We start from the raw sequence: 23,068 nt of genomic DNA on the forward strand, positions 1-23,068 counted from the left end.
GCAATACGCATACGCAAAAAAAGTGACTTCAATGTTGAAGTCACTTTTTTGTCTTTTTACAGATGATTTACCAATTAAAATGCCCAGTTCCCTTTGCGGAATACAGGTTCTACTGTACCATCCTGCAGCTCGCCATCGATGTCGAGCTCTGCGGAGCCGATCATGAAGTCTACATGGGTCAGACTGACGTTGCATTCATGTTTCAGCAATTCCTCGTTAGACATCGTCGTACCATCTTTCATATTGAACGGATATGCACTTCCGACAGCCAGATGGCAGGATGCATTCTCGTCAATACCGGTATTATAGAAGATACGATTCAAGTTAGAGATTGGGGAATCATGCGGCACGAGGGCCACTTCTCCAAGGTAGCGTGCACCTTCATCGGTGGCAAACAGATTTTTCAGATGCTCTTCACCCGAAGCTGCTGTAAAAGCAACGACCTGTCCGTCCTTAAAAGTTATTCTCATCTGGTCTACCAGCTGTCCGTTCAGGTTGAGTGGCATCGTGCTGCTGACGAATCCGTTCACTCCACTGCGCTTCGGCATGGTAAACACTTCTTCTGTCGGCATATTCGCAACGGTATACACACCTTGCTTGTTCTCGCCACCGCCGCCTCCCCAGATATGATTGTTCACGAGCTCAATTTTCAAATCTGTTCCTGGTGCGCGGTAGTGCAGGCTTTTATAGTTTTTCTTGTTCAGCAAATCACTCATGGCATTCAGGGTGTCCAGATGTTTTTTCCAGTTCTGTACTGCGTCTCCGCCATCGACACGGTTCATTTTGAAAATGGTTTCCCACATAACGTTAATCCGATCTTCCTCAGGAATGTCGGCAAACACTTTGTTCGCCCATGCCTTGGTTGGCGCTTTGATCAGACACCAGCTAATCTCGTGGTTACGTGTATATTTCGAATATCCGCGTCGTGCATGAGCCGCCGCCTTGGTTGCACGCGAAACGTTGTCAGAATTGATGCCTTTGTACAATTCAGGGTCAGGTACTTTGATCGTCAGGGTTGCTCCGCCTGCTTCTGCAAACTTCTCCATCATTTCCGCCTTCCAGGCCGGGTAATAGTCAAAGCTGTCATCGGAGCCATGTTGAAAACGACTGCGTGTAATATCGTCGTCTTCAAAATCAACCTGTACATACTTGGCGCCTGCCGCATACGCTTTTTGCACGATCAGGCGGGTGAATTCCAGTGTTTCGATAGGTGCCGTTACGAGCAGATCCTGCCCTTTCTGAATATTCACACCGACTTTGACAACCAGCTCCGCGTATTGTTCCAACGACTTTTCAAAGGTTTGTTCAAAATTACTCATGGTTGTGTTCACTCCTAATTCATATTTTGAATGTTTAGTCGATTCCTTCCCCTTCACTACTTATGCTGACATTTCCAACTCTTTGATTACACACAATGATTTAAGCATTACGTTTTTCCTGCTCACGCAGCTCGATGCGGCGGATTTTACCGGAGTTTGTTTTCGGCAGATCGGCAACAAACTCGATTTTGCGTGGATATTTGTATGGTGCTGTCCATGCCTTCACATGGTTTTGCAGTTCACGCGCCAGTTCTGGTGAAGCGAGAGACTCGTCTCTCAGCACAACAAATGCTTTCACTACGTTACCACGGATCTCATCGGGGCTTGCCACAACCGCACATTCCTTCACGCTGTCGTGTTTCATCAGCGCTTCTTCCACCTCGAACGGTCCAATCGTGTATCCCGAACTGATAATGATATCATCACTGCGTCCTTCAAACCAGAAGTAGCCTTCTTCGTCTTTGCGTGCGCGGTCCCCAGTTACAAAATAATCCCCACGCTGATTCGCTTCCTTCCGTCCCTCATCCTGATAATAGGCACGGAACAAGGCTGGCATGTCCTTATGCACCGCGATATCTCCTACTTCACCAGCAGGTACAGGTTGTCCCTCTTCATTGATGATCTCAATGAGGCCTGGTGTAATCGACTGCCCCATCGAACCGATTCGTACGGGAGCATCCTTCAAGCTGCCGATCAGCAGTGTACTCTCGGTTTGTCCATATCCGTCCCGGATTGTCAGGTCAAAGTGACGTTGGAAAATTTCAATCACTTCCTGATTCAACGGCTCACCCGCAGACACGGCGCTGCGCAACGCGGACAGATCATGCTTACCAAGATCGTCTGCCTTGGCCATTAAGCGATATTCCGTCGGCGTACAGCAGAGGACGTTGATATGATGCTCCTGCATCAGTTCCAGATACCGCTTGGGTTGGAAGGATCCATTGTAGACGAGTCCGGTCGCCCCTCTTCCGAGTACGGACAGAAACGGACTCCAGATCCATTTTTGCCATCCAGGTGCTGCGGTTGCCCAGACCGTATCCGAAGGCTGTATATCCAGCCATAACGATGAAGCGATCCGCAAATGGGCATATCCCCACCCATGACTATGTACTACCCCTTTTGGATTCCCGGTTGTACCCGAGGTATATGCGAGAATGGCCATATCGTCACGATGGGTTTCCACCGCAGCCATCGTATCGGATTGGCCTTGCATTAACTGGTGTACGTTAACCCAGCCTTCTCCAGGTACGCGAACATCACCATTGGGTGAAGCAACGATGCGGTGTGCCAATGCTGGCAAATCTGCATCTATCTTTTCAACTTCAGCGGTCGTCTCGGACCAGACAATGACAGCCCGCGCCTCGGAATGCCGGAGACGATACTCCAGATCTTTCGCACGCAGCATCTCGGAAGAAGGAATAACTGCAATGCCCAGTTTCAGGCAGGCAATGTAAATGACATAGGCAATAATCCGGCGTGGTACCATGACCAGCACCCGGTCGCCCTTCTCCAAACCAAGACCACGCAAACCTCCAGCAAGACGATTTGCCTGCTTTAATAACTCACCATAAGTGATCTCTTCCAATTCTTTATGATCGCTCAGCCATCTAAGTGCAACCCGATCCGACGGGTGATTCTCCATCTCGGATGTCAGGTTATAAGTTTCAGGCGAAATCCACTGTTGAAAATTCAAATGGAGCCTCTCCTTCATATTTCAAATGTATAGCATCTATATATTATACCCTAAATCCTAGGACCTGGTGCTATGATATGAACTAGTTTAGGAAAAAAAATAAACATAGGTCAATTAAATGATGCCCTTTAAGGTACCTCTCCTAAAATAAAGAATGTTTCGTAAGACAAAAAAAGTGTCCTCCTGACTACAGGAAGACACGTTTAGTTATCCCAATATATCTAATAGCATAGTTTTTATATTTTCCCATGGTAGACATGACTCTGAATCTCAAAAGTCATATCTCTCCGTTACAAGTTACCAAGCATAGTTTCCGATGCCATCCAAGATGCTTTCGATTTCATTCAGCTCTTCCGACGTCAGGTCTGGTGCCTGAAGGGCGGCTACATTTTCTTCGATCTGAGACACACGACTGGCACCGATCAGGGCTGAGGTAACCCGGTTGTCACGCAAAATCCAGTTCAGTGCCAACTGGGAGATCGTTTGGCCTCTCCGCTCGGCAACCGTCTGAAGTGCTTCGAACTTGGCGATTCGTTCGTCCGTATAAGCTTCTTTTCTCAAATTGCCTGTTGGGTTGGTACGCTCTTCCTTGAGCTTGTCCACATATTTATTCGTCAACTGACCGCGGCCAAGCGGACAGAAGGCAATCGAGCCTACACCGTGCTCATCCAGCACATCCTGCAATCCATCCTCAATCCAGCGATGCAGCATTGAATAGTTTGGCTGGTGAACGAGACAAGGCGTACCGAGACGACGCAAAATAGTAACGGCTTCCTTCGTCTGTTCAGCATCATAGTTGGACAAACCTACATACAGCGCTTTGCCCTGTCTAACGATATGATCCAGCGCAGTCATCGTTTCTTCGAGCGGTGTATCCGGATCTGGACGGTGATGATAGAAAATATCTACATAATCCAATCCCATACGATCCAAACTTTGGTCCAGACTGGCAATCAGGTTTTTGCGGGAACCCCATTCGCCGTAAGGACCGTTCCACATATGATAACCTGCCTTGGTCGAGATGAGCAGTTCGTCACGATAAGGACGCAGATGTTTTTTGAAAATGACACCGAAATTCTCTTCAGCTGATCCTGGAGGTGGACCATAATTATTTGCCAGATCGAAATGGTTAATTCCCAGATCGAATGCGCGCAGAATCATCTCTTCCTGAATATCAAGGGTACGATTTCCACCAAAGTTCTGCCATAGGCCAAGAGCAATTTGCGGTAGCTTGATTCCGCTTTTGCCGGAGCGTGCGTACTTCATTTCACTGTATCGTTGTTCATTCGCAGTATAGGGCATCGTTATTCTCTCTTTTCCTGTAAAAGTAATTGAATACCCTTTCATCTTAGACAGTTCCAAAGCAAAACGATATGGCATTTCACTACAACGATATGGAAAAATGATTGTTATCTTCAGCAAATGATATTCATAAAACGATTCCTTTTCACCTTTTATATGTTAAAATGCAAGGTATAACGACCTCATAACAGGAGTGGATAGCCTTGATTACATATTTGTGCAAAAATAATCACTTTCAGGAGCTGCAGCTCCTTCATTACGGCACAGAAGCTTGCGCACCCGGTCACTACTTTGGTCCGGCCATGCGGGACTACTACAAAATCCATTACATTTTGGACGGAAAAGGCACCTTTGAAGTTGGAGGAAAAAAGGTTGAGCTGCGCAAAGGACAGGGATTTCTCATCGTCCCCCATTCTGTCGTTCATTATGAAGCAGATCAGGCTGACCCATGGGAGTACAGCTGGGTAGCTTTCCAAGGAAGCACCTGTCCTTCGCTATTGCAGCAGGCCTGCCTGTCTGAGCACCATCCGATCTTTGAGCTGGGCAATGACGATGACGAGCTGCGCTCCTGTCTGCACCGCATGATCAGCTCTCGTAATACCCATAAAGGATGGGAGATCAGCATGACGGGATTGCTGTTTCAGTTTTTCTCCATATTGATTGATCGGGCCAGTGAGGACAGACCTATTCCGTTTCAAGATTACACGAAAGAAAACTATGTCACTCAGGTCATGGATTTCATTGAGATTAATTATGCCAACGCCATAACCGTACAGTCCATTGCGTCTCATGTTGGGTTACAGCGCAGTTACTTGTGCTCCCTCTTCAAAGACAAGATGGGCACCAGCATTCAGTCGTATCTGGTCAATTACCGAATGCGCAGAGCGGCTGAACTGACGCTGGACCCGGCTTTGACCATTGGGGATATCTCCCGTTCCGTTGGATACGCCGACCAGCTGCTTTTCTCGAAAATGTTCAAAAAAGTCATGGGCGAAGCCCCCACGTATTATCGCAAACACAAAACAGCACCTTCCCATTTATGCAGCTAATGGAAAGGTGCTGTTTTTATTTTTACACAGGATATGATGACCTGCTTATAGCTGGATTCCATTCATTCTACTCGTTTTGTTTTAAATCTGCTCCTGCATGGTTACGCCTACCACTTGCACTTTAATTTCATTGACCATAATGCCTGTTAATTGCTCCACGGCTTGCTGCACATTATGTTGAAGCTCCTGACAGACTTCATGCATCTTGCTGCCATACTGAACATTAATTCGCAGCTGGATGGATGCCTGATCATCTTTGATCGCCACATCAATCCCTTTTTGCAAGCTTTTCCCGCTGATGCTCTTGGCGATTCCTTCGGTAAGCCCAACCGACATGGAGGATATTCCTACGGTCGTCTGAGCGGCCATGCCGACAATTTTGGATACAACATCGTTGGAAATATGAATGGCGCCCATTTGAACAGATTGCGGCTCAATATACTCAGGTTCAGTGTATGGTTGTGGGATGATTTCAGACATGATTTCCACTCCTTTTATATAAGTTATCCATGTTTAAGCATTCTGCCATTTGTCCTTGAAGAATAGCTGGTAGATTCGAACCAAAATAATTTTAACGATCATGTAGACAGGGATGATAATCAGAATGGCAATAATTCCACCCAGATCCCCTGCACCCAGCACCAATATAATGGTGGTCAGCGGATGAATATCGAGTTTTTTGCCGAATACATACGGTGCAACCAGATTATCCTGTATTTGCTGTGCTACCAGAATAATAATGAGTGACCAGATTGCAACCGAAGGGGATACCACCAGTCCCATAATGACAATAGGAACGGAAGACAGGATCGCCCCGATAAACGGAACAAAGTTCATGATGACCGCAATCACGGTTAACAACAGTGCATACGGGAGACCAATGATCAGAAAACCGATATACATCAGCACGCCCAGAGCCAGATTCACGAGCACTCGTCCCACGATAAAGCCACTTAACGCCTGATCGATCTCAAGTACGACTTCACGGCTGTCTTTTTGGAAGCGTTTGGGTGCAATGTGCACCAGCTTACGACCGAACTTCTCTCCCTGCTTCAGCATGTAGAACAAAATGATCGGGAAGGTGAACAGAACAATCGCAAAGCTGGATATGAGTGAGAAGAATCCACTTACATAGTTCGTTACAAAAGTGAAGCCTTTGTTAATGTAATCCGTAATCTGAGAAAACGGGGTCGATCCTTCCGGGAACAAAGCCGTAATGGCACCGTTCTGTTCGAGCTCTTTGAGCTGTAAACTTAGTGAATTAAGCAGATTTGGTGCGTTTTCTACCAGGTTAACCAGCTGCTCACGTAAAGAAGGCCATAGTCCTATAATAAACAGGGCGAACAGTATACCAAACACCAGATAGATTAGCAAAATGCTAAGTGTGCGATTCAGCTTCTTTTTTTCCATGTAATTGACGAGTGGCCGCAGCAGATAATAAAAGAATACGGACAGCATCATCGGCACAGTAATCACCGTAATCATGGTAACAAGCGGTTGGAAAATGAAACTGACACGTGATAACAGGTAGATATTAATCAGTATCAGTGCCAGTGCAATACTGAAACGTACAAACGAATTTACTTTGAACAAAAAGTTTCCCCTCCACTTAACCTTTTCTATATGAGTAATTTGCAAAATGCGATCAGCATGACAGAATGTTTATGTCACCCTTATCCTTTATGTCGGCTCTTTATTTCGGAATCTGTATAGTGAACACTGTCGTCTCCTGTCCGCGCCGGGAAAGTGTTAATCGCCCACCCATCTTCTCGGTGTTCCGCCGCGCAATCGCCAGTCCAAGCCCAGTCCCTCCGGTTCCCGAACGCGCCTCATCCCCTCGGACAAATGGATCAAAGATGGTTGCCCACAATTCCTGAGGGATACCCACACCGGTATCAGCGACCTCAATAACCACGTGGTTGTCCAGTGGAATTAACTCCACACGCAGCTCGGTTCCCCGTGGATTGTAGGACAAAGCGTTCGTGATCAGGTTCTGAATCACTCTGGACAACAGTTCCGGATCATATCTTGCATAGATCTCTTCATCAGGGACGAGCACATGCAGGCCAAAATGGTTCTGCTCAATCTCCCCATACGTATCCGCCATAATTTCACGTACAAATTCGCCGATTTCCCGCTGCTGAATGTGCATACGGAAGTCAGGTGAATCCACTTTGAGCAATTCCAGCATATTCTGAATCATACGCGCGACCTGGACGGACTTGTTGTAGATATATCCCAGATATCGCTGCTGTCTGTCCTTGTCTTCCCCCCGCCCTTCCACCAAAGCCTGAGCGTACCCCTGAATACTCGTGATCGGGGTCTTGAGATCATGTGACAGGTCCACAATCAGTCGCTGTTTGCTCTCTTCCGCATATCGTTTCTCCGCAGATGTATTCTCAATAACGTCCGCCATATAATTGAAGGTTTCACCAATCTGGACAAATTCCCTCTCAGCCGAGATAGACATGCGTGTACTATAATTCCCCTGAATCATCTGGGTAAGACCTAGAGAAAGAATACTCAGCGGTTTTTTGATTCTTCGGGCGACCCAATAACTGTATACAAATATCAGCAGCAAGACCAACCCGATTCCAATCAAAATGTAAAACGATAACGGATGCTTCAAATTGGTAATCAGTTGATTATCGTTAATTCGCACACTGACCAACTCACGCGGAATCTTTAGCAAAACGTACTCAGCAGTTCCATCTGTCGATAGCGGACTAATGGAGTAGTAGTAAGGCTGTTCATTTCGGTTTTCGAGTCCTTCATACAGCTCGGCTTCACTGTATTGAGTGAACGTATCCTGCTTGTCCCCGATATAACGAATGACCCTGCGATCCGCATCCAGCACTTCAATCCATCCTCCGCTATCCTTGAGACGCTGAATCTCTGTATTATTGGCCTCATTGGAACTACCGGACAGCTCTTCGTTCTCCAGTTCGGTCACATACACGTGCGCCTCCACATTCAGATCGGGATCAACCACCTGGTCCGAAATACGGAAATCGACCACATCCAGCGTAATGATAATGTACACGATGGCTACCAGTAGTAATAAAAAGAAGTTGAACAGCAAAAAGTCCAGGGTCAGGGACGTTTGCAATAGTCTCTTTTCTCTAGCTTTCCATGGGCGCTTCAATTTTGTATCCCAGTCCCCTTATCGTTTTTAAATATTCCGGTTGCCTGGAGTCACGCTCGATCTTCTCCCGAATGTTACTGATATGTACCATGATCGTGCTGTCCTCGTGCGCGTAATAGTCTCCCCAGACGGCTTCGTATATTTTTTTACGCGTGAAAACACGGCCTGGCTGCTCCAGCAGAAGCTCCACGATTTTGTACTCTGTAGAGGTCAACGTCACAGGCTTCCCGGAGCGAAAAAGGATACATTGAGATCGATCAAGCCTGAGCTCACCGAGTACAAGATTTAACTCTTTGGCAGCAGGCACGTCCGGTGCATCAAATTGATTGACTCTTCTGAGCAAAGCTTCCACTCTGGCGACAATCTCCAAGGGATTAAAAGGTTTGGAGATATAGTCATCGGCACCTAATCCGAGTCCAAGGATTTTGTCATGATCCTGGCTTTTGGCCGACAGGAACAGAACAGGCATATGGTGTGTGGACCTGATTTGTTTGATCAATTGCAGTCCATCCATCACGGGCATCATAATATCCAGTATGACCAGATCGATCTGAGTTGAACGGATACACTGCAGCGCATCTACGCCATTAACGGCTGTCACAATGTTGTAGTCCTTCTCCAGGTACAGCTGAAGCAGCTCCACAATTTCGGGCTCGTCATCTGCAATTAATAGTGTGTATCTCATGCGAATCCTCTCATTCCTATTTCAATAAATTCAGTTCTCATTCGAATTCGTATCCGTACTTCAGTTTCCTTTGGTTCACATGTCTATACGTTACTACTATATACTACGTCTCTTAATTCAATCTAAACCATTTCTAAAGATAACCTAAATAAAAAGCCCGGGCATCAGGCCAGAGCTTTAAATCCAAAGAAAAATAAGCAGCGTTTCTTCAGTTTCATTCATCCCTTGCTATGTAACCATGGTTCAACCCGTGCATATAATCGGTCCTTGTCATACTGCATATACTGACTCGCCCGATTGCGTACCGGGTCGCCGGCATAGAAACGTTCATACAGATCATGTCTGGCTCCCAAAGGACTTCCCGTCAGCTCCCAGGCGAGCTGGAATAGTCGAATTTTCTCCGTTGCCTGCATCGTTACACCGCCAAGATACTTGTTCATCATGGGGCTGATACTATTTTGCAGCTCCAGATTCCCGGAAGGGATCTGAATGAGACCACCGGCGGCGATTGTCTTCAAAATCTCAACAGCGCGTGGATAATAACGGTTCCCCAAATTGCGGGCTGTTTCGATATATTTGAATGATGGGAGCCAGTTCCCATGAACATCCGGCGCAGCTTGTGCCTCGGAGGCAATAATGAGTCCTTCAATCGTGTGCATCTGACTAATCATTTCCCCAAGCTGTTCCTGTACGTTCAGGAAGGCATCCACTCCAATCTCCTTGGCAATGGAAGACGTGATAGCTGTGATGAATTCCAGCTTCGAATGCAGCCGAATAATGCTCTGATGATAAGCCAGACTGGAGGATGCTGCGTTGCAGCGAATCTGCCATACCGCTTCCGGATTGTTATGCAGCAGTACGCGCTCCCATGGTACGAATACGTCGTCAAAAAATAATACAGCATCCATCTCATCATACTGCATACTGAGCGGATGAGCGGTATCTAAGTCTGATGCAGCAAAAGATTCTCTACATACCATATGTAAACCTGGACTGCCTGCTGCAACGATAACCATATGCGCCAGTTCTGGGCGATGTCCGGGAATGCGCTGAATTGGATATGCAATGATATCATCCGCATATGGAGCCGCAGTTGCCACCATCTTGGCGCCCCGGAGGACAACCCCCTCTGTATTGGTACTCATGATTCGGAGCATGGCATCTTCATCTTCCCCTACAGGCAGAGCGCGATTAATCTGCGGGTCACGCTGAACAATGGTCAGGAAGGCATCCTTTCGTTTAGCTTCTTCATAATAGGCAGCGATTTTACCTCCAAATGCCGGGTCGTATACAGCCATGGCGTCACGCGTGGCATACCATCCAGTCAGGCGGGATCGAGCGTAATCCGATAGACGGCTCATGACCCCATAGGTGCGATCAGACCACAATCGAAAGGCTGCCGCCCTGTTGTTGATATCCAGCGAAGTTCGAGGTACACGAAAAGCCTGATGTACATATCCCCCCGTCTGCTCATCCCAATAAGCCACTGTTTCTCGCGTATCCGCATCGTCCACCAGATTGAACAAACTTTCAATCGTGTGCAAGGTTCCACGGAAGGCAGGATGCTCCGTAACGCGAATACGTTCTCCATCCAGCCATACATTGCGTTCGTCATTCAACCGTTGCAGATAAGCTTGTCCACGAGACATCGTTATGCTCAATGTAATCCTCCTTCTCAGTAGCCGGAACGATACATATTGTATCTATCGAAATAGTACTTTGCTTTGGAGGAAAAAGTCAACAAACACCGAACCTAAGGTCCGGTGCCTTTTGTAGTAGATTTATATCAGATCAATTTGGCATACATGTTACGTAAATAGCGCCAGCGTACTAGCAGGAAGAACAGAATCTGCATGGATGCAAATACCAAGAAAATACGCAAGGTATAACCCATGACTGAGAAATCTACCAACTGCTGCAATGCAACAAAGGCAACGGAGCTGTGGATAATGGCCAAGACGATTGGCAGGAAAAACATTAACAGCAGCTGTCTGGTTACGATGTTACGAAGCTCAGGGCGACTCAGTCCCATCTTGCCAATCATGCGGTACTGCTCTTCATCCCGTTCCAGATCCGCATACAACCGGAAGTAGGTAAAGCTTGCAGCAAAGGTGAAAAAGACGATGCCAATCAAGCCGCTCAGAATAAGGATGATGCCATTGGTTTGTTTGGAATTAAGCCAATCCAGTACGAGAGCGCTGAGCTCGAAGTAGCCCTGACTACCCGAGTCATTTTGAATGGATTCGATCAGATCAGGCGCAAATTTCCGCGTTCCCATCCAATCGGTCACAACAAATTGAGTTTTTCTATCGAAATAAAAATTTTCATCCGCTTGGATTGCATTCTTAAATTCCTTATTCATTTTATCGTACAGCTCATTGGATACCACATATACGTCCCTTGTAAATTCAGCCGGGATCACGATCTCGGTTTCAGGTGTTGTTAACCGAACCTTTTCATGAGCTTCTCCGACCCACAAATCGAAGTTATTCTGAGAGGAACCCTCTCCTGCCTCTGCACGTAATGCTTTACGACTTGTAAGATTACCTGGAGTCATAAACGAGTCATTGGTATTCTCCAACGTTCGCTCTTTATAACCTAAAGCCTTGGCAAGATGATTATACTCACTGAGTTTGATCATATAGTTGCCCTCGTTATCCGTAAGCGGAATATAACTTCCTTTCTGGTACGGAACTTCATGATCAATGAGTGTCTCTTCGATCTTTCTGATGTGGCGTTCTGCACTAAATGTATTCCATGAATTTTGGTAAGTAAACGCATATGGATTCGTCATGGATGACAAGCCCGGATCAGCGATCGCCAGCATTGTGCCAATGCCCGTAAAGGCGGAAGCCGAGATCACACTTACCATAAAAAACATGACCGCATTATCTTTCATTCGATAGGTAAGTTCGGACAGAAATAGCAAATTCGTTTTGCGGAAAAACAAACGCTTATTGCTTTTGAGCGCCCGAATGGCATATACACTAAGTTGGGTGAATAACAGATACGTGCCTGCAATAACCAAAACAACGCTGCCGACCAGCAAAGGGAAGGAGAATGTGATCCATACAAAGGTAAATACACCCGCATATCCACCCCCAATGAGTATGACGGAGAGTAGTGCTAATAGACGTGAAGCCTTAGGCTCAGGTTTCGGTTTTTCCTCTGATTTTACAAGGTCAATCAATGACCCTTTTCGCATCAGCAGGGATGAGGTCAACGCAATCACAAAAAACAGAATTAAAAATGCTCCGACAGTAAGTGCAATAGCCTTTCCTGGAAAATAGAAACGCAGACTTTCTTCCACAGCCAGCATGGAACCGCAGATCAAAAGGATTAGCTTGGCAAAGATCATTCCTAATCCAACGCCTGTCACAATGGCAGCCAAACCAATACACATGTTTTCCATAAATAACAGTCGGTTCATCTGTTTACGAGTCATGCCAATGATTTGAAATATGCCAAATTCCTTTTTACGCGTCTTTAGAAATGAACCTACGGAATAGAGCAGAAACAGAAACGAAAAGATGAAAATAATGATCTCTGCAATCAAAAACCCCTGATTCGCAAGCATGGTCACTGTATTACTTGAACCTTTTAATCCTTCCTTCAGATCCGGGTGAAACAAAAGCAGTGCATACGTAAAAAAGATCATGACCGAAAACGTACTGCTCAGAAAATGGGCCAGGTAAATTCGTTTGTTGCGAACAACATTATTAATGGCGAACTGGCGAAAATTCATGACCCGAGCCTCCCATCAGGGATAATACGTTGATAATTCGCTGATAGAACGTCGATCGGTTATCTCCATAATGAATTTCGTTGTACAGTCGCCCATCCTTAATAAATACAACCCGGCTGCAATAACTTGCAGCAACAGCGTCATGCGTGACCAGCAGCATGGTGGCCCGATCTTCCTGGTTGCGGCGTTCCAGCATTTCCATTACATCCCGCGCTGCCTTCGAGTCGAGATTTCCTGTTGGCTCATCTGCCAGAACCAGCTTGGGAGAATGAATCAGAGCTCGTGCAATCGCTGTCCGCTGGGCCTGACCGCCGGAAATTTCATACGTACGTTTGTTCAGAAGATCTGCAATACCGAGCTTCTCTGCGAGCCGATCAACACGTTCATTCATCTCTTCAACCGATACTCCGTCGAGCGTGAGCGGCAGGACAATGTTTTCTTTTACGGTGAGTGTATTGAGCAGGTTAAACGACTGGAATACAAATCCCAGCTCTCGGCGTCTGAACAAGGCCAGTTCATCATGATTCAGTTCAAACGGATTTTTTCCTGCAATCTGCAATTCTCCTGAAGTTGGGTGGTCAATAGTTGAAATCATGTTCAGCAACGTTGTTTTGCCGCTGCCTGATGGACCCATAATGCCAACGAATTCGCCCTCCTGAATACTGAGATCAATACCTGACAAGGCTTCGTAGGACACGACTCCTTTATAAATTTTGCTAATCTGTTTTACTGAACATATCTCCATAGGTTGATGGCTCCTTTTCGAATTTGAATTTGAATTTGAATTAAAATAAGTTGGGCTGAACATCATTGCCAATCGATGTCGTTCTCTTACTTTCTGACTTCAGTCTATCGAAGTTTCGACTATTCTCCTATGGATTAACCTTTCATCTTCATGACATTATTGTAAGGTTACGTTATCACTCATGATTAAAAAAGCCCTCTTCTATGTAGAACAGAGAAAGACGCCGATACCTGTTGAGGGGTACCAGACGTCTTCCCGTTTTGATTTGCATCCTGCTAATATAGTTTTCATGTTTCAAATGTAATGGTTACGGTTGTCCCTTCTCCCTGAACCGATGCCAGATCAATTCGATGATTCATCCGTGTCAGTACATCCTTTACAATATACAGTCCCATACCCGTGGATTCTTTAAAATGACGTCCATTCTCTCCCGTGAAGAAAGGCTGGAATACACGGTTAAGATCAGACTTTGGAATGCCCACACCCTGATCCTTCACTTCAAGGATGATGGACCGTGCGGATTCGTAAGCCTGAATGGTGACCTTTTGCCCGTGGCTGCCAGAAGAGTACTTGATGGCATTGGATAACAGCTGTACAAGGACAAACCGAATCCACTTGGCATCCGAGTGGACCATTAACGCAGAGTTAATTTCCATCTCGGGATACACATGGTTACGAATGAAGAAGCGTTTCAGTTCATGAATGGCCTCTTCTGCGGCAGCCTTGAGTGATACCGGCTCCACAATGAAGTCCTGTTCAAATGTCTCCAACCGCGCCACGTACAACACGGTTTCCAAGCCCCGCCTCATCTGGTCTGCTTCCTCTCGGATGCTAATGAACCGTGGATCTTCATCCTCCTGATCCTCAACCGTCAGTTCAATGACGGACAACGGTGTCTTCATCTGATGTACCCATTGGTTCATAAATGTCAGGTATTCCTGCTGCCGCTGTTCCAAACGATGCAGATGGACATGGTAATGACCATACTGCGAATCCAGCAGTTCCGCCAAAGCCTGCGGCAAAGGTGCGGGCTCATTCAGTGGAACAAATTCTTTTAAATCATTCATTCGTTGGGACATCCGGGAATAAAACATGCGATGGGACAGATAACGATAAATGAGATAACCTGCGTAAAGGCATAACCCCAGAGATACCGCATACGTGGCCGTTAACCAATGGTCATAGCCGTCGTACCAGAAGACCGCAACGACAGTGAGCAGCACAACGATAACCCAACAGGTCAATACGATATGTTCTTTGATAAACAACTTCATGAGGGCGACGATGCCTTCCAATTACTGTTGAGTCGATAACCCGAACCTCGTACCGTCTCCAGCGCATCTGTTATTCCCAGCTCAGTCAAACGTTTACGCACTCGGGTCACATTCACGCTAAGTGTATTATCATCCACAAAGGAATCATCCCACAGCTTTTCCAAGATGGTTTCACGGCTAACCAATTTGGGACTGCGCCGCAGCAGCGTCTCCAGCAAAATGGTTTCTTTCTTAGTCAGTTGTATCTTGCGGTCACCCAACTGCATCTCCAACCGTTCCAGATAGACCGTCAGTCCATCCAATTCCACCTTGCGTTCTTCATGACTTGCAGCATAGTCGCCGTACACCCTGCGCAGCTGACTACGAATTTTGGCCATGACAATTTCATGCTCGAACGGCTTCGTAATATAATCGTCCGCACCGTTCTCAAGCGCCATGACCTGATCCATCTTGCCACTCCGGGCCGAGATGAAAATGATCGGACATGTGGAAATGGAACGAATTTGGCGGCACCAATAGAACCCATCGTAACTTGGCAAGTTGATATCCAGCAGCACAACATGAGGCTTCAGTTCTTCAAACTGCCGGACAACCTGTTCAAAATCCTCAACCGTTACAGCTCGGTCTCCATATCGCTCGATATGGGATTTGAGAAGACCCGCAATCTTCGGATCATCTTCAATAATCATTATTGTATACATAAAAAAGGTCTCACCTCTAACCTGTCATAATGGAATATGCGATTCTCTTTCCAAAATCATAACACAGGTGGGTACTATCGGGCATCGACCTGCTTGCGCCAATCCAGAATGTCAGCGTTCAGCTGCTTCAAATCTCCAGACGACTGCTTCTTATCAGACAAGTTATACTTCTGTTTCAACGCCAGAATTCGATAGACACTTTCATCAATGCGAGATTCGGAAATCTTCCCTGACTTCACCGCGCTCTTCAACGTATCAAAAATGGTCTTGGCACTCTCATAACTGTGAGCTACCAGCAGAATATCGCTCCCTGCCTGAACCGTAGCCACGGCGGCATCGTCCAGCTTGTAATTTTTCGCGATTGCGCCCATGCTCAGATCATCTGTGATGACCACACCGTCATACTTGAATTTGCCACGTAGATGTTGACCGATGATGACGTCGGACAAGGAGGCCGGATGGTCGGGATCGAGTTTCGGAAACAGAATATGAGCTACCATAACCGCTTCCACTTGTTCCTTCACCGCAGCTTCAAACGGAATCCATTCGAGTTCGGCAAGTTGCTTTTCTGTTTTGTTCACGACAGGCAGATCCAGATGGGAATCCACGGACGTGTCCCCATGACCGGGAAAATGCTTCACCACAGGAATAATTCCTTCGCTGCGCAGCCCCTTCATCTCGGCTATACCCATTCGCGACACCAGACTGGCTGAGCTTCCAAATGAACGATCCCCAATTACCGGGTTATTCGGATTACTGTTTATATCCAGCACTGGAGCAAAGTCAACGTTAAAGCCAACAAGCTGAATTTGTCTTGCCAACAATTTACCCATCGTTTCAGCCAAATCAGCATCCTTCGTCTTACCCACTTTCCCATTAGAAGGAATGGACTCTACCGTTTCCGGCATACGACTCACTTTGCCACCCTCCTGATCCACACTCATGAAGATCGGAACCGGATTGGAACGATTGGCATCCTTAATGGATTGCACAAACGTTGCTGTCCCCTGAAGGGTTGAGACGTTATTGGCATAGAAAATAATGCCCCCCACCTTCTGATCCATGATCATCTGTTTCGCTTGGGCATCCAAAGTGGTCCCTTGAACACCTGCGAGAATCATTTGTCCAACCTTCTCATCCAAAGACAATTGATCGAGCTGCTCTTGTACCGGATCTTTCTCCTCCTGCGGCGGCACTGTATTCTGCTGATCACCCTGATCATTTGCGCCTGCGTTTGAATTCGCATCTGTCTTCGTTCCGGTATTATGGTTACTTTGCTCTGACGAGGAAGGCTTCTGCGACTGCCCACATGCAGATAAAAGCAGGAGTATTCCGAATAGAAGGAACAGCGTTTGAAGCGTGTTTATGTGTTTGTTTTTTGAATTGCGACTATGGATATACAAGGATGTCATCCTCCTTAAGCGTTGTTGTCATTCAGACTGAATATGGTTCAGGCATAACCTTATCATAAGGTGCTTCATTTTCAAAATGGAGACAGCTCGCGCACAAATGATGAAGACGTAGTCTGAATAACACAAAAAAATTCCCCTTTTGAGGTTAAAGTGTGGTATTTCATGGTGTTATTACTTTGGGCGTGTGTGATTGAGGGAGATGAGAAAAGGTGTCAGCGGTGCGAAAAACGGTTTTCTATTGTGAATTTTTCATATGATGAAATTATTATGGAAGGAAGTTGAAAAAGCCGCCCTTCGGCGGCTTCACGTTTGTTTTCAGTTTTTGTTGCCATTGGCGTTTGTTCTTACATTTTTTAAAAGTTCTCTTAATAGAGTGTTTGCAACACTTCTGTTGTAAAGGGTACGATTTCGGACTGGCGTCCTTCGCGAACTTTGTTCGGCCATTCCGGATCGCTCAACAGTACACGCCCCAATGCGATCAAATCAAATTCATTTTTCTCCATTTTCTCGTTCAATTGATCCAGGTGAGCATCGCCAGCCCCCTGGTTTTCATTCCCTCGATCAACGAATTCCGCTTCAAGCCCTACCGATCCAACAGAGATCGCCGGTTTGCCACTTATTTTCTGTGTCCAGCCTGCCAAATTCAGCTCTGAGCCTTCGAATTCCGGCAGCCAGAAACGACGTGTTGAGCAATGGAAAATATCTACTCCTGCAGCCGTCAGAGGTGCAAGGAACTGCTCCAGTTGTTCTGGTGATTCCACCAAACGTGCGTCATAGTTCCCCATTTTCCATTGGGAGAAACGAAGCATGATCGGGAAGTCAGGACCTACAGCAGCGCGACATGCTTCAATAACTTCGACAGCAAAACGCGTGCGCTGCACCAGATCGCCTCCGTACTTATCCGTACGACGGTTGGTGTGTTCCCAGAAGAATTGATCAATCAGATAACCATGAGCTCCGTGAAGCTCAATACCATCGAAACCGATGCGCTGTGCATCGGCTGCTGCCTGTGCATACGCCTGGATAAGACCCTTGATTTCGTCCTCTGTCAGCGGTTCTCTCTCCGGTTCACCTGCCATACTTTGTCCCGATGGACCTACTGGCTCAGCTTCTGCGTTAGGCAGATCGCCTGAACGTCGGGCTGTGCCCACATGCCATAATTGTGGCATAATTTTGCCACCTGCCGCATGGACTGCCTTGACTACATTCGCCCAACCCTCCAGCGATTCTTCGCCATGGAACAGCGGAATGCTTGCGCCACTAATGGATGAAGGGTGGTTAATTCCTGTTCCTTCGGTAATGATCAGCCCTACACCTCCGGCTGCTCTGCGACGATAGTATTCCACGACCTCTGGTCCGGGTACGCCTTCGGGTGAAAATCCACGAGTCATGGGCGCCATGACGATCCGGTTGGACAGGGTGAGCTTGTCCGAGGTAAATGGTTTAAACAAAGCTGTCGGTACATTCATTGTGTATTGCTCCTTTACGATCAGATTGGAAGAAAACATGTACACGTTCTAGCACATGCTATTGTATAACTACACAGATGTTTTTCAGGAGTCGATTAAGATATCTCCTTTCTATATTATAGTTTCTGATTTTTATTTTCAAATTTTTACAAATAACATTAACGGCCTTTTTGGCCTTTTGAACACAAAAATAGAGCAAGCTTGATGTAGCTTCTTCTAAGAAGTTCTACCATTTCGGCCTGCCCTACTTTTAACCTAAATTGCCCTCGCTGGAACCAAAAATGTGGATGCAGCATAGTATATAATATCCATAATCTTCCTTACGTTTAATTAGAATTAGCAGGGATATCATTGCGATTAACTCTCAGCAATTTGCCTGATGAAGTGGATAGAACATCGGGGTCCGTGCCTAGCCCAAAGTAGAAATCACCTTCGTGTTCTTCAAAAGACCTGGCGTACGTGTCCTGGTTGAAACGGAGAATTTCATTCCATCTATTCAGATCCGTCGATTGATATACGCGGTTTATATAGAGATTCGCACTTTTGCGTGTGTAGGTAAGCACATAGACTTTACCATCTCGCAGCAGCAGATCAGTAGGAAGGGCCTGGGTATCCGGCAAAATGACGCGCTTTGCCTGATTAATATCAGTCATGATATTCAAGGATTTGGGTAACAGCTGCCCATCATTGAATACCCCTCCGGCAATATAGAGCAGCTTATTTTTGAAATTAATATTTTTCCCGATTTTATTATAGGGGACTGTTCCAGTTTGATAGGGTAGCCCTGGAAGCATTTTGCTGCCATAGATGAGCACGTCTTTCTTTTCAAGCTTCTCATTAATCTCTAATATATTCGTTTTGTCGCCCCAAATATTATTGGCAGGATACATCATGCCGGATGCATATAATTTGCCCTTGATTTCAAACAGCGTATACGCCCTGAAGCCAAATGAATTGATGGTAGCGAATTTTTGCCAGCTTTCACCTTGATTATGAGAGATTAATACGGTAGGTTTCTGCTCGGTACCCAGTGCTGCAAACAGTTTGCCCTGATAGGACGCCAAATCGTACACATGTACACCCAGCGGCAGATTGCGATACTTGGTCCATACATCTCCATCCAATCGGTAGAAGTTCCCCATATCCCACTGCTCGCCATCCGAATCATTTCCGGGAATATACAATTTGTCATTTAGCACTTTGTAAATGTCAATCTGTTCCTCATCCACAAACTTTTTGGTCGAAGGAACGATGCTCGGATTTCTATTCGTAACGGATTGGGTTACAAATTTGGGGGTGGCTGTGTCGTAATAAATGACCGGAATTGGGCCCGCATTGGGTGAAACACCTAAATTACTGCTGTTCCCATGCCCCATATATATTTTTCCTCTGTACAATTGCAAATCCCAGACATTGTTGGCATAAGGCGCTTTCTTAAAAGGCCTTCCAAGCAGCTCGATCTTGGACGTCACATCGGCGGATGTGATAGGCGCCTTGGACACCTTGGCAAGCATCCGCTCGACAGTCGGCTGCTCTGTTACAGTATTATTCTTGGGTTTCGAATTGCCCATAAGCAGCCACCCCATACCTGCAACGAGGGTCAAAATCACAGCTGCCCATTTCGTATTCCTCTGCATGTCCGCTTCCTCCTTCATTTTATGAGATAACACCTTTACACCAAAATGATACAAATTGTATCTTTTCATATTATGTAAAACGAAACCTACTTGCAACAAATTCCGCCCGATCTGTGCAAAAAAAATAGACAATCGCATCCGGAGATGCGTTGTCTATTCGTCATAATTCAAGTGCCTGCCTGCTAATTGAGCATCAGCTCCAGTTGAACTCCAACTGGGTTGCCTATCGCCATTTGCTGACTTCCACTCTATTATATTTTGATGTAATTGGCCTGGAATTTACTCTGCTTTCACCAGAATTTTAACCTGGTTTTTCTCTTTAAGCAGTGCTTCAAATCCATGCTCTACCACTTCGTCCAGGTTAATTCGTTTGGTTACCAGCTTGTCTGCCGGGAAGAAACCTTTAGCCATCAGACTAATGACCGCCGGGAATACATCACGGTAACCGATAATGCCATTGACCGTACGCTCCTTCATGACAATGGAGTTTGGCAGAATCGGTGCTTCCTGTTCAAAAATGCTGACGATCATCAATTCACCACCAATACGTGTTGAATCAATCGCTTGCTGCAGTACCCGTGGAACACCGGTCACTTCATAAGCTACGTTCACACCACCTTGGGTCCGTGCATGAATTTCTTCCACAACATTGTATTGTGCAGGATCAATAACGATAGCGCCAAGTTCTTCCGCTTTGGCTTTACGTTCCTCGGATAATTCCACGACATAAATATCCGATGCACCAGAAGCTTTCAGCGCTTCAATAACCAACAAACCGATAGGACCCGCACCAAAAACAGCCGCAGTGTCGCCGACTTTCAGTTTGCTCTGACGCACAGCATGAAGAGCTACTGCGGAAGGCTCCACCAAAGCTCCTTGCTCGTACGAGATGGAATCCGGAATGGCATGTACCATATTTTCCTCAGCCGTTACATACTCCGAGAAACCTCCGCCTCCCCCAGCAAGGCCCAAGAAACCCATCTGATCGCATAAATTATATTTTCCTTGCTTGCAGGCTTCACAATGACCGCATGCATAGATCGGTTCAACCACAACGCGATCACCTGCCTGAAAACGTGTCACGCCTTCGCCTACTTCAACGACTTGTCCTGAAAACTCATGCCCCATCACAACAGGTGCTTGTTCCCCTGTTAGCGGATGCGGTGCTTGAGCCGGAATGAAGATCGGGCCAGCAGTGTACTCGTGCAAGTCACTGCCACAGATTCCACACCACTCCACTTTTATTTTAACCTTTCCCTGTTCAGGGCGGGGTTCATCAATATTTTCGAGACGCAAATCTTTTACTCCGTGCCAACGCAATGCTTTCATTTGTTTCATCTCCCAGATCATAAGTTTTGATATAATAGGAAACGTTTCCGTAAATCAAATATGTCACATTTTAAATAGACTGTCAAACATAATTTGTCACACTTATGTCTATATTATGAATTTTACGCCGATAATTCTGGGGTAAAGCCAGCCTTCAATACACCTGCCACTCCGAGAACAGAACAACCTTCCGAGCGCTATTATCCCCAGATTTTTTGGGATACTTTTTTTCAAAAGGAATAATCAACTCTTTTGGAACAATAAACAACTATCACCTTTCAATCCTATTCACAGGATACTTGTTTGCTCAAATGTTATAATCAAGGTATAGTTTGGTCATTCCATTTGTACATATTTTCAAAATTCGGAATCGTTTCCGATTGAAGTGAGGTTAACTAAACGTGAATAAAGATCAGAAGGTTACGATCAAGGACGTTGCAGAACTTGCAGGTGTAGGCATCGCTACCGTCTCCAGAGCCATCAACAACTCGGAAGGTATCAGCAGCAAAACACGTGAGAAAGTCATGCAGGCCATTGAGGAGCTTGGTTTTGTCCCCAATACCTCTGCTCAGAGTTTAAAAATACGCCAGACGCATCAGATTGCACTGGTTGTACCTGACATACGCAACGCCATTATTCCCGAGATTTCCTGGTCTGTTGAACAAACAGCGAAGCAGCATGGCTATCATGTGGTCCAAATCAATACGGCAGGCAATGCAAGAACGGAACTGGAAACTATTCGTAACATCAAAAAACTGCATGTGGACGGGCTTATTTTCATGCCTTTGGCCTATCCCAAAACATTGCCTGGCCTAATTGATAAAGCTCCCCTTCCCATTTCAATGATTAATTACGGTAAAAAGCTGGAGCCTGGCATGAAAGCAGATATCGTTTCTCTTTCACAACCCGAAGGGAAACTGGTCATGGAACATCTGATTAAAATTGGGCGGACCCGCATCGCCTACGCCGGTGCCCCTAAAGACATTATCGAGGAACGTTATCGGGCTTATGAGAAGGCCGTAGGTCATGTAGATATCTCCCTCGTTTATTTCGGAGAAGATTTTTCATTGTATACGGGAGCCAATGCAGCGGATTATTTTCATGGGCTGACTCACATGCCGGATGCCGTATACGCCATTAATGATATGGTTGCCATCGGATTGGTCAATCGGTTTAAAGAACTGGGCGTTCGTGTGCCCGAAGATATTGCTGTTGTGGGCGTTGACAACAACCAATTTACTACCGTTTCGTCTCCGCAGATCAGTTCAGTCTCGATTATGGGCGAAGAAGTGGCCAGACTTGCAACGGAATTGCTGTTAAAGCGAATTCGAGAGATGAGTATCACCGATTACGAGCATATTCAATTCGAGCCAAGGTTAATTGTGCGCGAGTCCAGTGTTGCCATGATCCGCTCATCTTCACAAGGACCACACGCCTAAGCGTTGTCGTAAAGACACAGATCTATTGGACAACATTCGAATAACACAAAAAGAGGTGTTCTCCAGGAATGAATTTCAGTCCTGAGAAACACCTTTTTTTCATCTTCACCCACGCACTTTTAGC

General features: G+C 46.1%; 18 protein-coding genes. 2 read left to right on the forward strand and 16 right to left on the reverse strand.

Annotation, left to right across the window (positions count from 1 at the left end; all coding sequences use genetic code 11):
* Positions 1-74: 74 nt before the first annotated feature.
* The 3 genes from Q0V21_RS11085 to Q0V21_RS11095 form a co-directional block, all read right to left on the reverse strand.
* Positions 75-1,319: an aminopeptidase gene (locus tag Q0V21_RS11085; protein ID WP_079344260.1), complete on the reverse strand. Its 1,245-nt coding sequence runs from the start codon at positions 1,317-1,319 to the stop codon at positions 75-77.
* Between the two features lie 100 nt (positions 1,320-1,419).
* A complete protein-coding gene (gene mbcS / locus Q0V21_RS11090; protein WP_079344259.1) occupies positions 1,420-3,030 on the reverse strand; it encodes an acyl-CoA synthetase MbcS in 1,611 nt (536 codons plus the stop codon).
* Between the two features lie 279 nt (positions 3,031-3,309).
* Positions 3,310-4,314, reverse strand: a complete 1,005-nt coding sequence (locus Q0V21_RS11095; protein ID WP_079344258.1) for an aldo/keto reductase — start codon at positions 4,312-4,314, stop codon at positions 3,310-3,312.
* Positions 4,315-4,517: 203 nt separating this feature from the next.
* Between Q0V21_RS11095 and Q0V21_RS11100 the strand changes: the two genes are divergently transcribed.
* Positions 4,518-5,363 carry an AraC family transcriptional regulator gene (locus Q0V21_RS11100; RefSeq protein ID WP_301878896.1) on the forward strand — a complete coding sequence of 282 codons (846 nt, stop codon included), beginning with the start codon at positions 4,518-4,520 and terminating at the stop codon, positions 5,361-5,363.
* Between the two features lie 81 nt (positions 5,364-5,444).
* Here the strand turns inward: Q0V21_RS11100 and Q0V21_RS11105 are convergent, their stop codons facing one another.
* The 13 genes from Q0V21_RS11105 to Q0V21_RS11165 form a co-directional block, all read right to left on the reverse strand.
* Complete coding sequence (locus tag Q0V21_RS11105) at positions 5,445-5,843, reverse strand: Asp23/Gls24 family envelope stress response protein (protein ID WP_079344256.1); 399 nt, start codon at positions 5,841-5,843, stop codon at positions 5,445-5,447.
* A 33-nt stretch (positions 5,844-5,876) separates the two neighbouring features.
* Positions 5,877-6,956 (reverse strand): AI-2E family transporter, encoded by a 1,080-nt coding sequence (locus Q0V21_RS11110; protein ID WP_024633811.1) that lies wholly within the window; start codon positions 6,954-6,956, stop codon positions 5,877-5,879.
* A gap of 100 nt (positions 6,957-7,056) precedes the next feature.
* Positions 7,057-8,508: a HAMP domain-containing sensor histidine kinase gene (locus Q0V21_RS11115; RefSeq protein ID WP_079344255.1), complete on the reverse strand. Its 1,452-nt coding sequence runs from the start codon at positions 8,506-8,508 to the stop codon at positions 7,057-7,059.
* Positions 8,486-9,193, reverse strand: a complete 708-nt coding sequence (locus Q0V21_RS11120) for a response regulator transcription factor (protein ID WP_024633809.1) — start codon at positions 9,191-9,193, stop codon at positions 8,486-8,488. Before Q0V21_RS11120 ends, Q0V21_RS11115 begins: the two co-directional genes overlap by 23 nt.
* A gap of 218 nt (positions 9,194-9,411) precedes the next feature.
* Complete coding sequence (locus Q0V21_RS11125; protein ID WP_301879543.1) at positions 9,412-10,842, reverse strand: 4-hydroxyphenylacetate 3-hydroxylase family protein; 1,431 nt, start codon at positions 10,840-10,842, stop codon at positions 9,412-9,414.
* 137 nt (positions 10,843-10,979) lie between these two features.
* On the reverse strand, positions 10,980-12,938 hold the full coding sequence (locus Q0V21_RS11130) for an FtsX-like permease family protein (RefSeq protein WP_301878897.1): 1,959 nt from the start codon (positions 12,936-12,938) through the stop codon (positions 10,980-10,982).
* On the reverse strand, positions 12,913-13,683 hold the full coding sequence (locus tag Q0V21_RS11135) for an ABC transporter ATP-binding protein (RefSeq protein WP_094936769.1): 771 nt from the start codon (positions 13,681-13,683) through the stop codon (positions 12,913-12,915). Before Q0V21_RS11135 ends, Q0V21_RS11130 begins: the two co-directional genes overlap by 26 nt.
* A 287-nt stretch (positions 13,684-13,970) precedes the next feature.
* On the reverse strand, positions 13,971-14,957 hold the full coding sequence (locus Q0V21_RS11140; protein ID WP_301878898.1) for a sensor histidine kinase: 987 nt from the start codon (positions 14,955-14,957) through the stop codon (positions 13,971-13,973).
* Positions 14,954-15,658, reverse strand: a complete 705-nt coding sequence (locus tag Q0V21_RS11145; RefSeq protein ID WP_301878900.1) for a response regulator transcription factor — start codon at positions 15,656-15,658, stop codon at positions 14,954-14,956. Before Q0V21_RS11145 ends, Q0V21_RS11140 begins: the two co-directional genes overlap by 4 nt.
* Before the next feature lie 74 nt (positions 15,659-15,732).
* Entirely contained in the window at positions 15,733-17,061 is a 1,329-nt protein-coding gene (gene nagZ, locus Q0V21_RS11150; protein ID WP_301878901.1) for a beta-N-acetylhexosaminidase, read from the reverse strand.
* 374 nt (positions 17,062-17,435) lie between these two features.
* Positions 17,436-18,539, reverse strand: a complete 1,104-nt coding sequence (locus Q0V21_RS11155; protein ID WP_079344250.1) for an NADH:flavin oxidoreductase — start codon at positions 18,537-18,539, stop codon at positions 17,436-17,438.
* Between the two features lie 326 nt (positions 18,540-18,865).
* Positions 18,866-20,176, reverse strand: coding sequence for a hypothetical protein (locus tag Q0V21_RS11160; protein WP_301878902.1), 1,311 nt, complete (start codon positions 20,174-20,176; stop codon positions 18,866-18,868).
* 279 nt (positions 20,177-20,455) lie between these two features.
* Entirely contained in the window at positions 20,456-21,505 is a 1,050-nt protein-coding gene (locus Q0V21_RS11165) for a 2,3-butanediol dehydrogenase (RefSeq protein WP_079344248.1), read from the reverse strand.
* A 401-nt stretch (positions 21,506-21,906) separates the two neighbouring features.
* Here Q0V21_RS11165 and Q0V21_RS11170 point away from each other — a divergent pair, with 401 nt between their 5' ends.
* Positions 21,907-22,944: a LacI family DNA-binding transcriptional regulator gene (locus Q0V21_RS11170; RefSeq protein ID WP_301878904.1), complete on the forward strand. Its 1,038-nt coding sequence runs from the start codon at positions 21,907-21,909 to the stop codon at positions 22,942-22,944.
* The last annotated feature ends 124 nt before the right edge of the window (positions 22,945-23,068 follow it).

Origin of the sequence: Paenibacillus sp. 11B, assembly GCF_030487755.1 — a bacterium.
Classification (GTDB): Bacteria; Bacillota; Bacilli; order Paenibacillales; family Paenibacillaceae; genus Paenibacillus; species Paenibacillus vandeheii.

Excerpts from the sequence above, each read along its gene's own strand:
- Q0V21_RS11085 (WP_079344260.1), bottom strand. The coding sequence starts at position 1,319 with ATGAGTAATTTTGAACAAACCTTTGAAAAGTCGTTGGAACAATACGCG.
- mbcS (WP_079344259.1), bottom strand. The coding sequence starts at position 3,030 with ATGAAGGAGAGGCTCCATTTGAATTTTCAACAGTGGATTTCGCCTGAA.
- Q0V21_RS11095 (WP_079344258.1), bottom strand. The coding sequence starts at position 4,314 with ATGCCCTATACTGCGAATGAACAACGATACAGTGAAATGAAGTACGCA.
- Q0V21_RS11105 (WP_079344256.1), bottom strand. The coding sequence starts at position 5,843 with ATGTCTGAAATCATCCCACAACCATACACTGAACCTGAGTATATTGAG.
- Q0V21_RS11120 (WP_024633809.1), bottom strand. The coding sequence starts at position 9,193 with ATGAGATACACACTATTAATTGCAGATGACGAGCCCGAAATTGTGGAG.
- Q0V21_RS11125 (WP_301879543.1), bottom strand. The coding sequence starts at position 10,842 with ATGTCTCGTGGACAAGCTTATCTGCAACGGTTGAATGACGAACGCAAT.
- Q0V21_RS11130 (WP_301878897.1), bottom strand. The coding sequence starts at position 12,938 with ATGAATTTTCGCCAGTTCGCCATTAATAATGTTGTTCGCAACAAACGA.
- Q0V21_RS11135 (WP_094936769.1), bottom strand. The coding sequence starts at position 13,683 with ATGGAGATATGTTCAGTAAAACAGATTAGCAAAATTTATAAAGGAGTC.
- Q0V21_RS11140 (WP_301878898.1), bottom strand. The coding sequence starts at position 14,957 with ATGAAGTTGTTTATCAAAGAACATATCGTATTGACCTGTTGGGTTATC.
- Q0V21_RS11145 (WP_301878900.1), bottom strand. The coding sequence starts at position 15,658 with ATGTATACAATAATGATTATTGAAGATGATCCGAAGATTGCGGGTCTT.
- Q0V21_RS11155 (WP_079344250.1), bottom strand. The coding sequence starts at position 18,539 with ATGAATGTACCGACAGCTTTGTTTAAACCATTTACCTCGGACAAGCTC.
- Q0V21_RS11160 (WP_301878902.1), bottom strand. The coding sequence starts at position 20,176 with ATGCAGAGGAATACGAAATGGGCAGCTGTGATTTTGACCCTCGTTGCA.
- Q0V21_RS11165 (WP_079344248.1), bottom strand. The coding sequence starts at position 21,505 with ATGAAAGCATTGCGTTGGCACGGAGTAAAAGATTTGCGTCTCGAAAAT.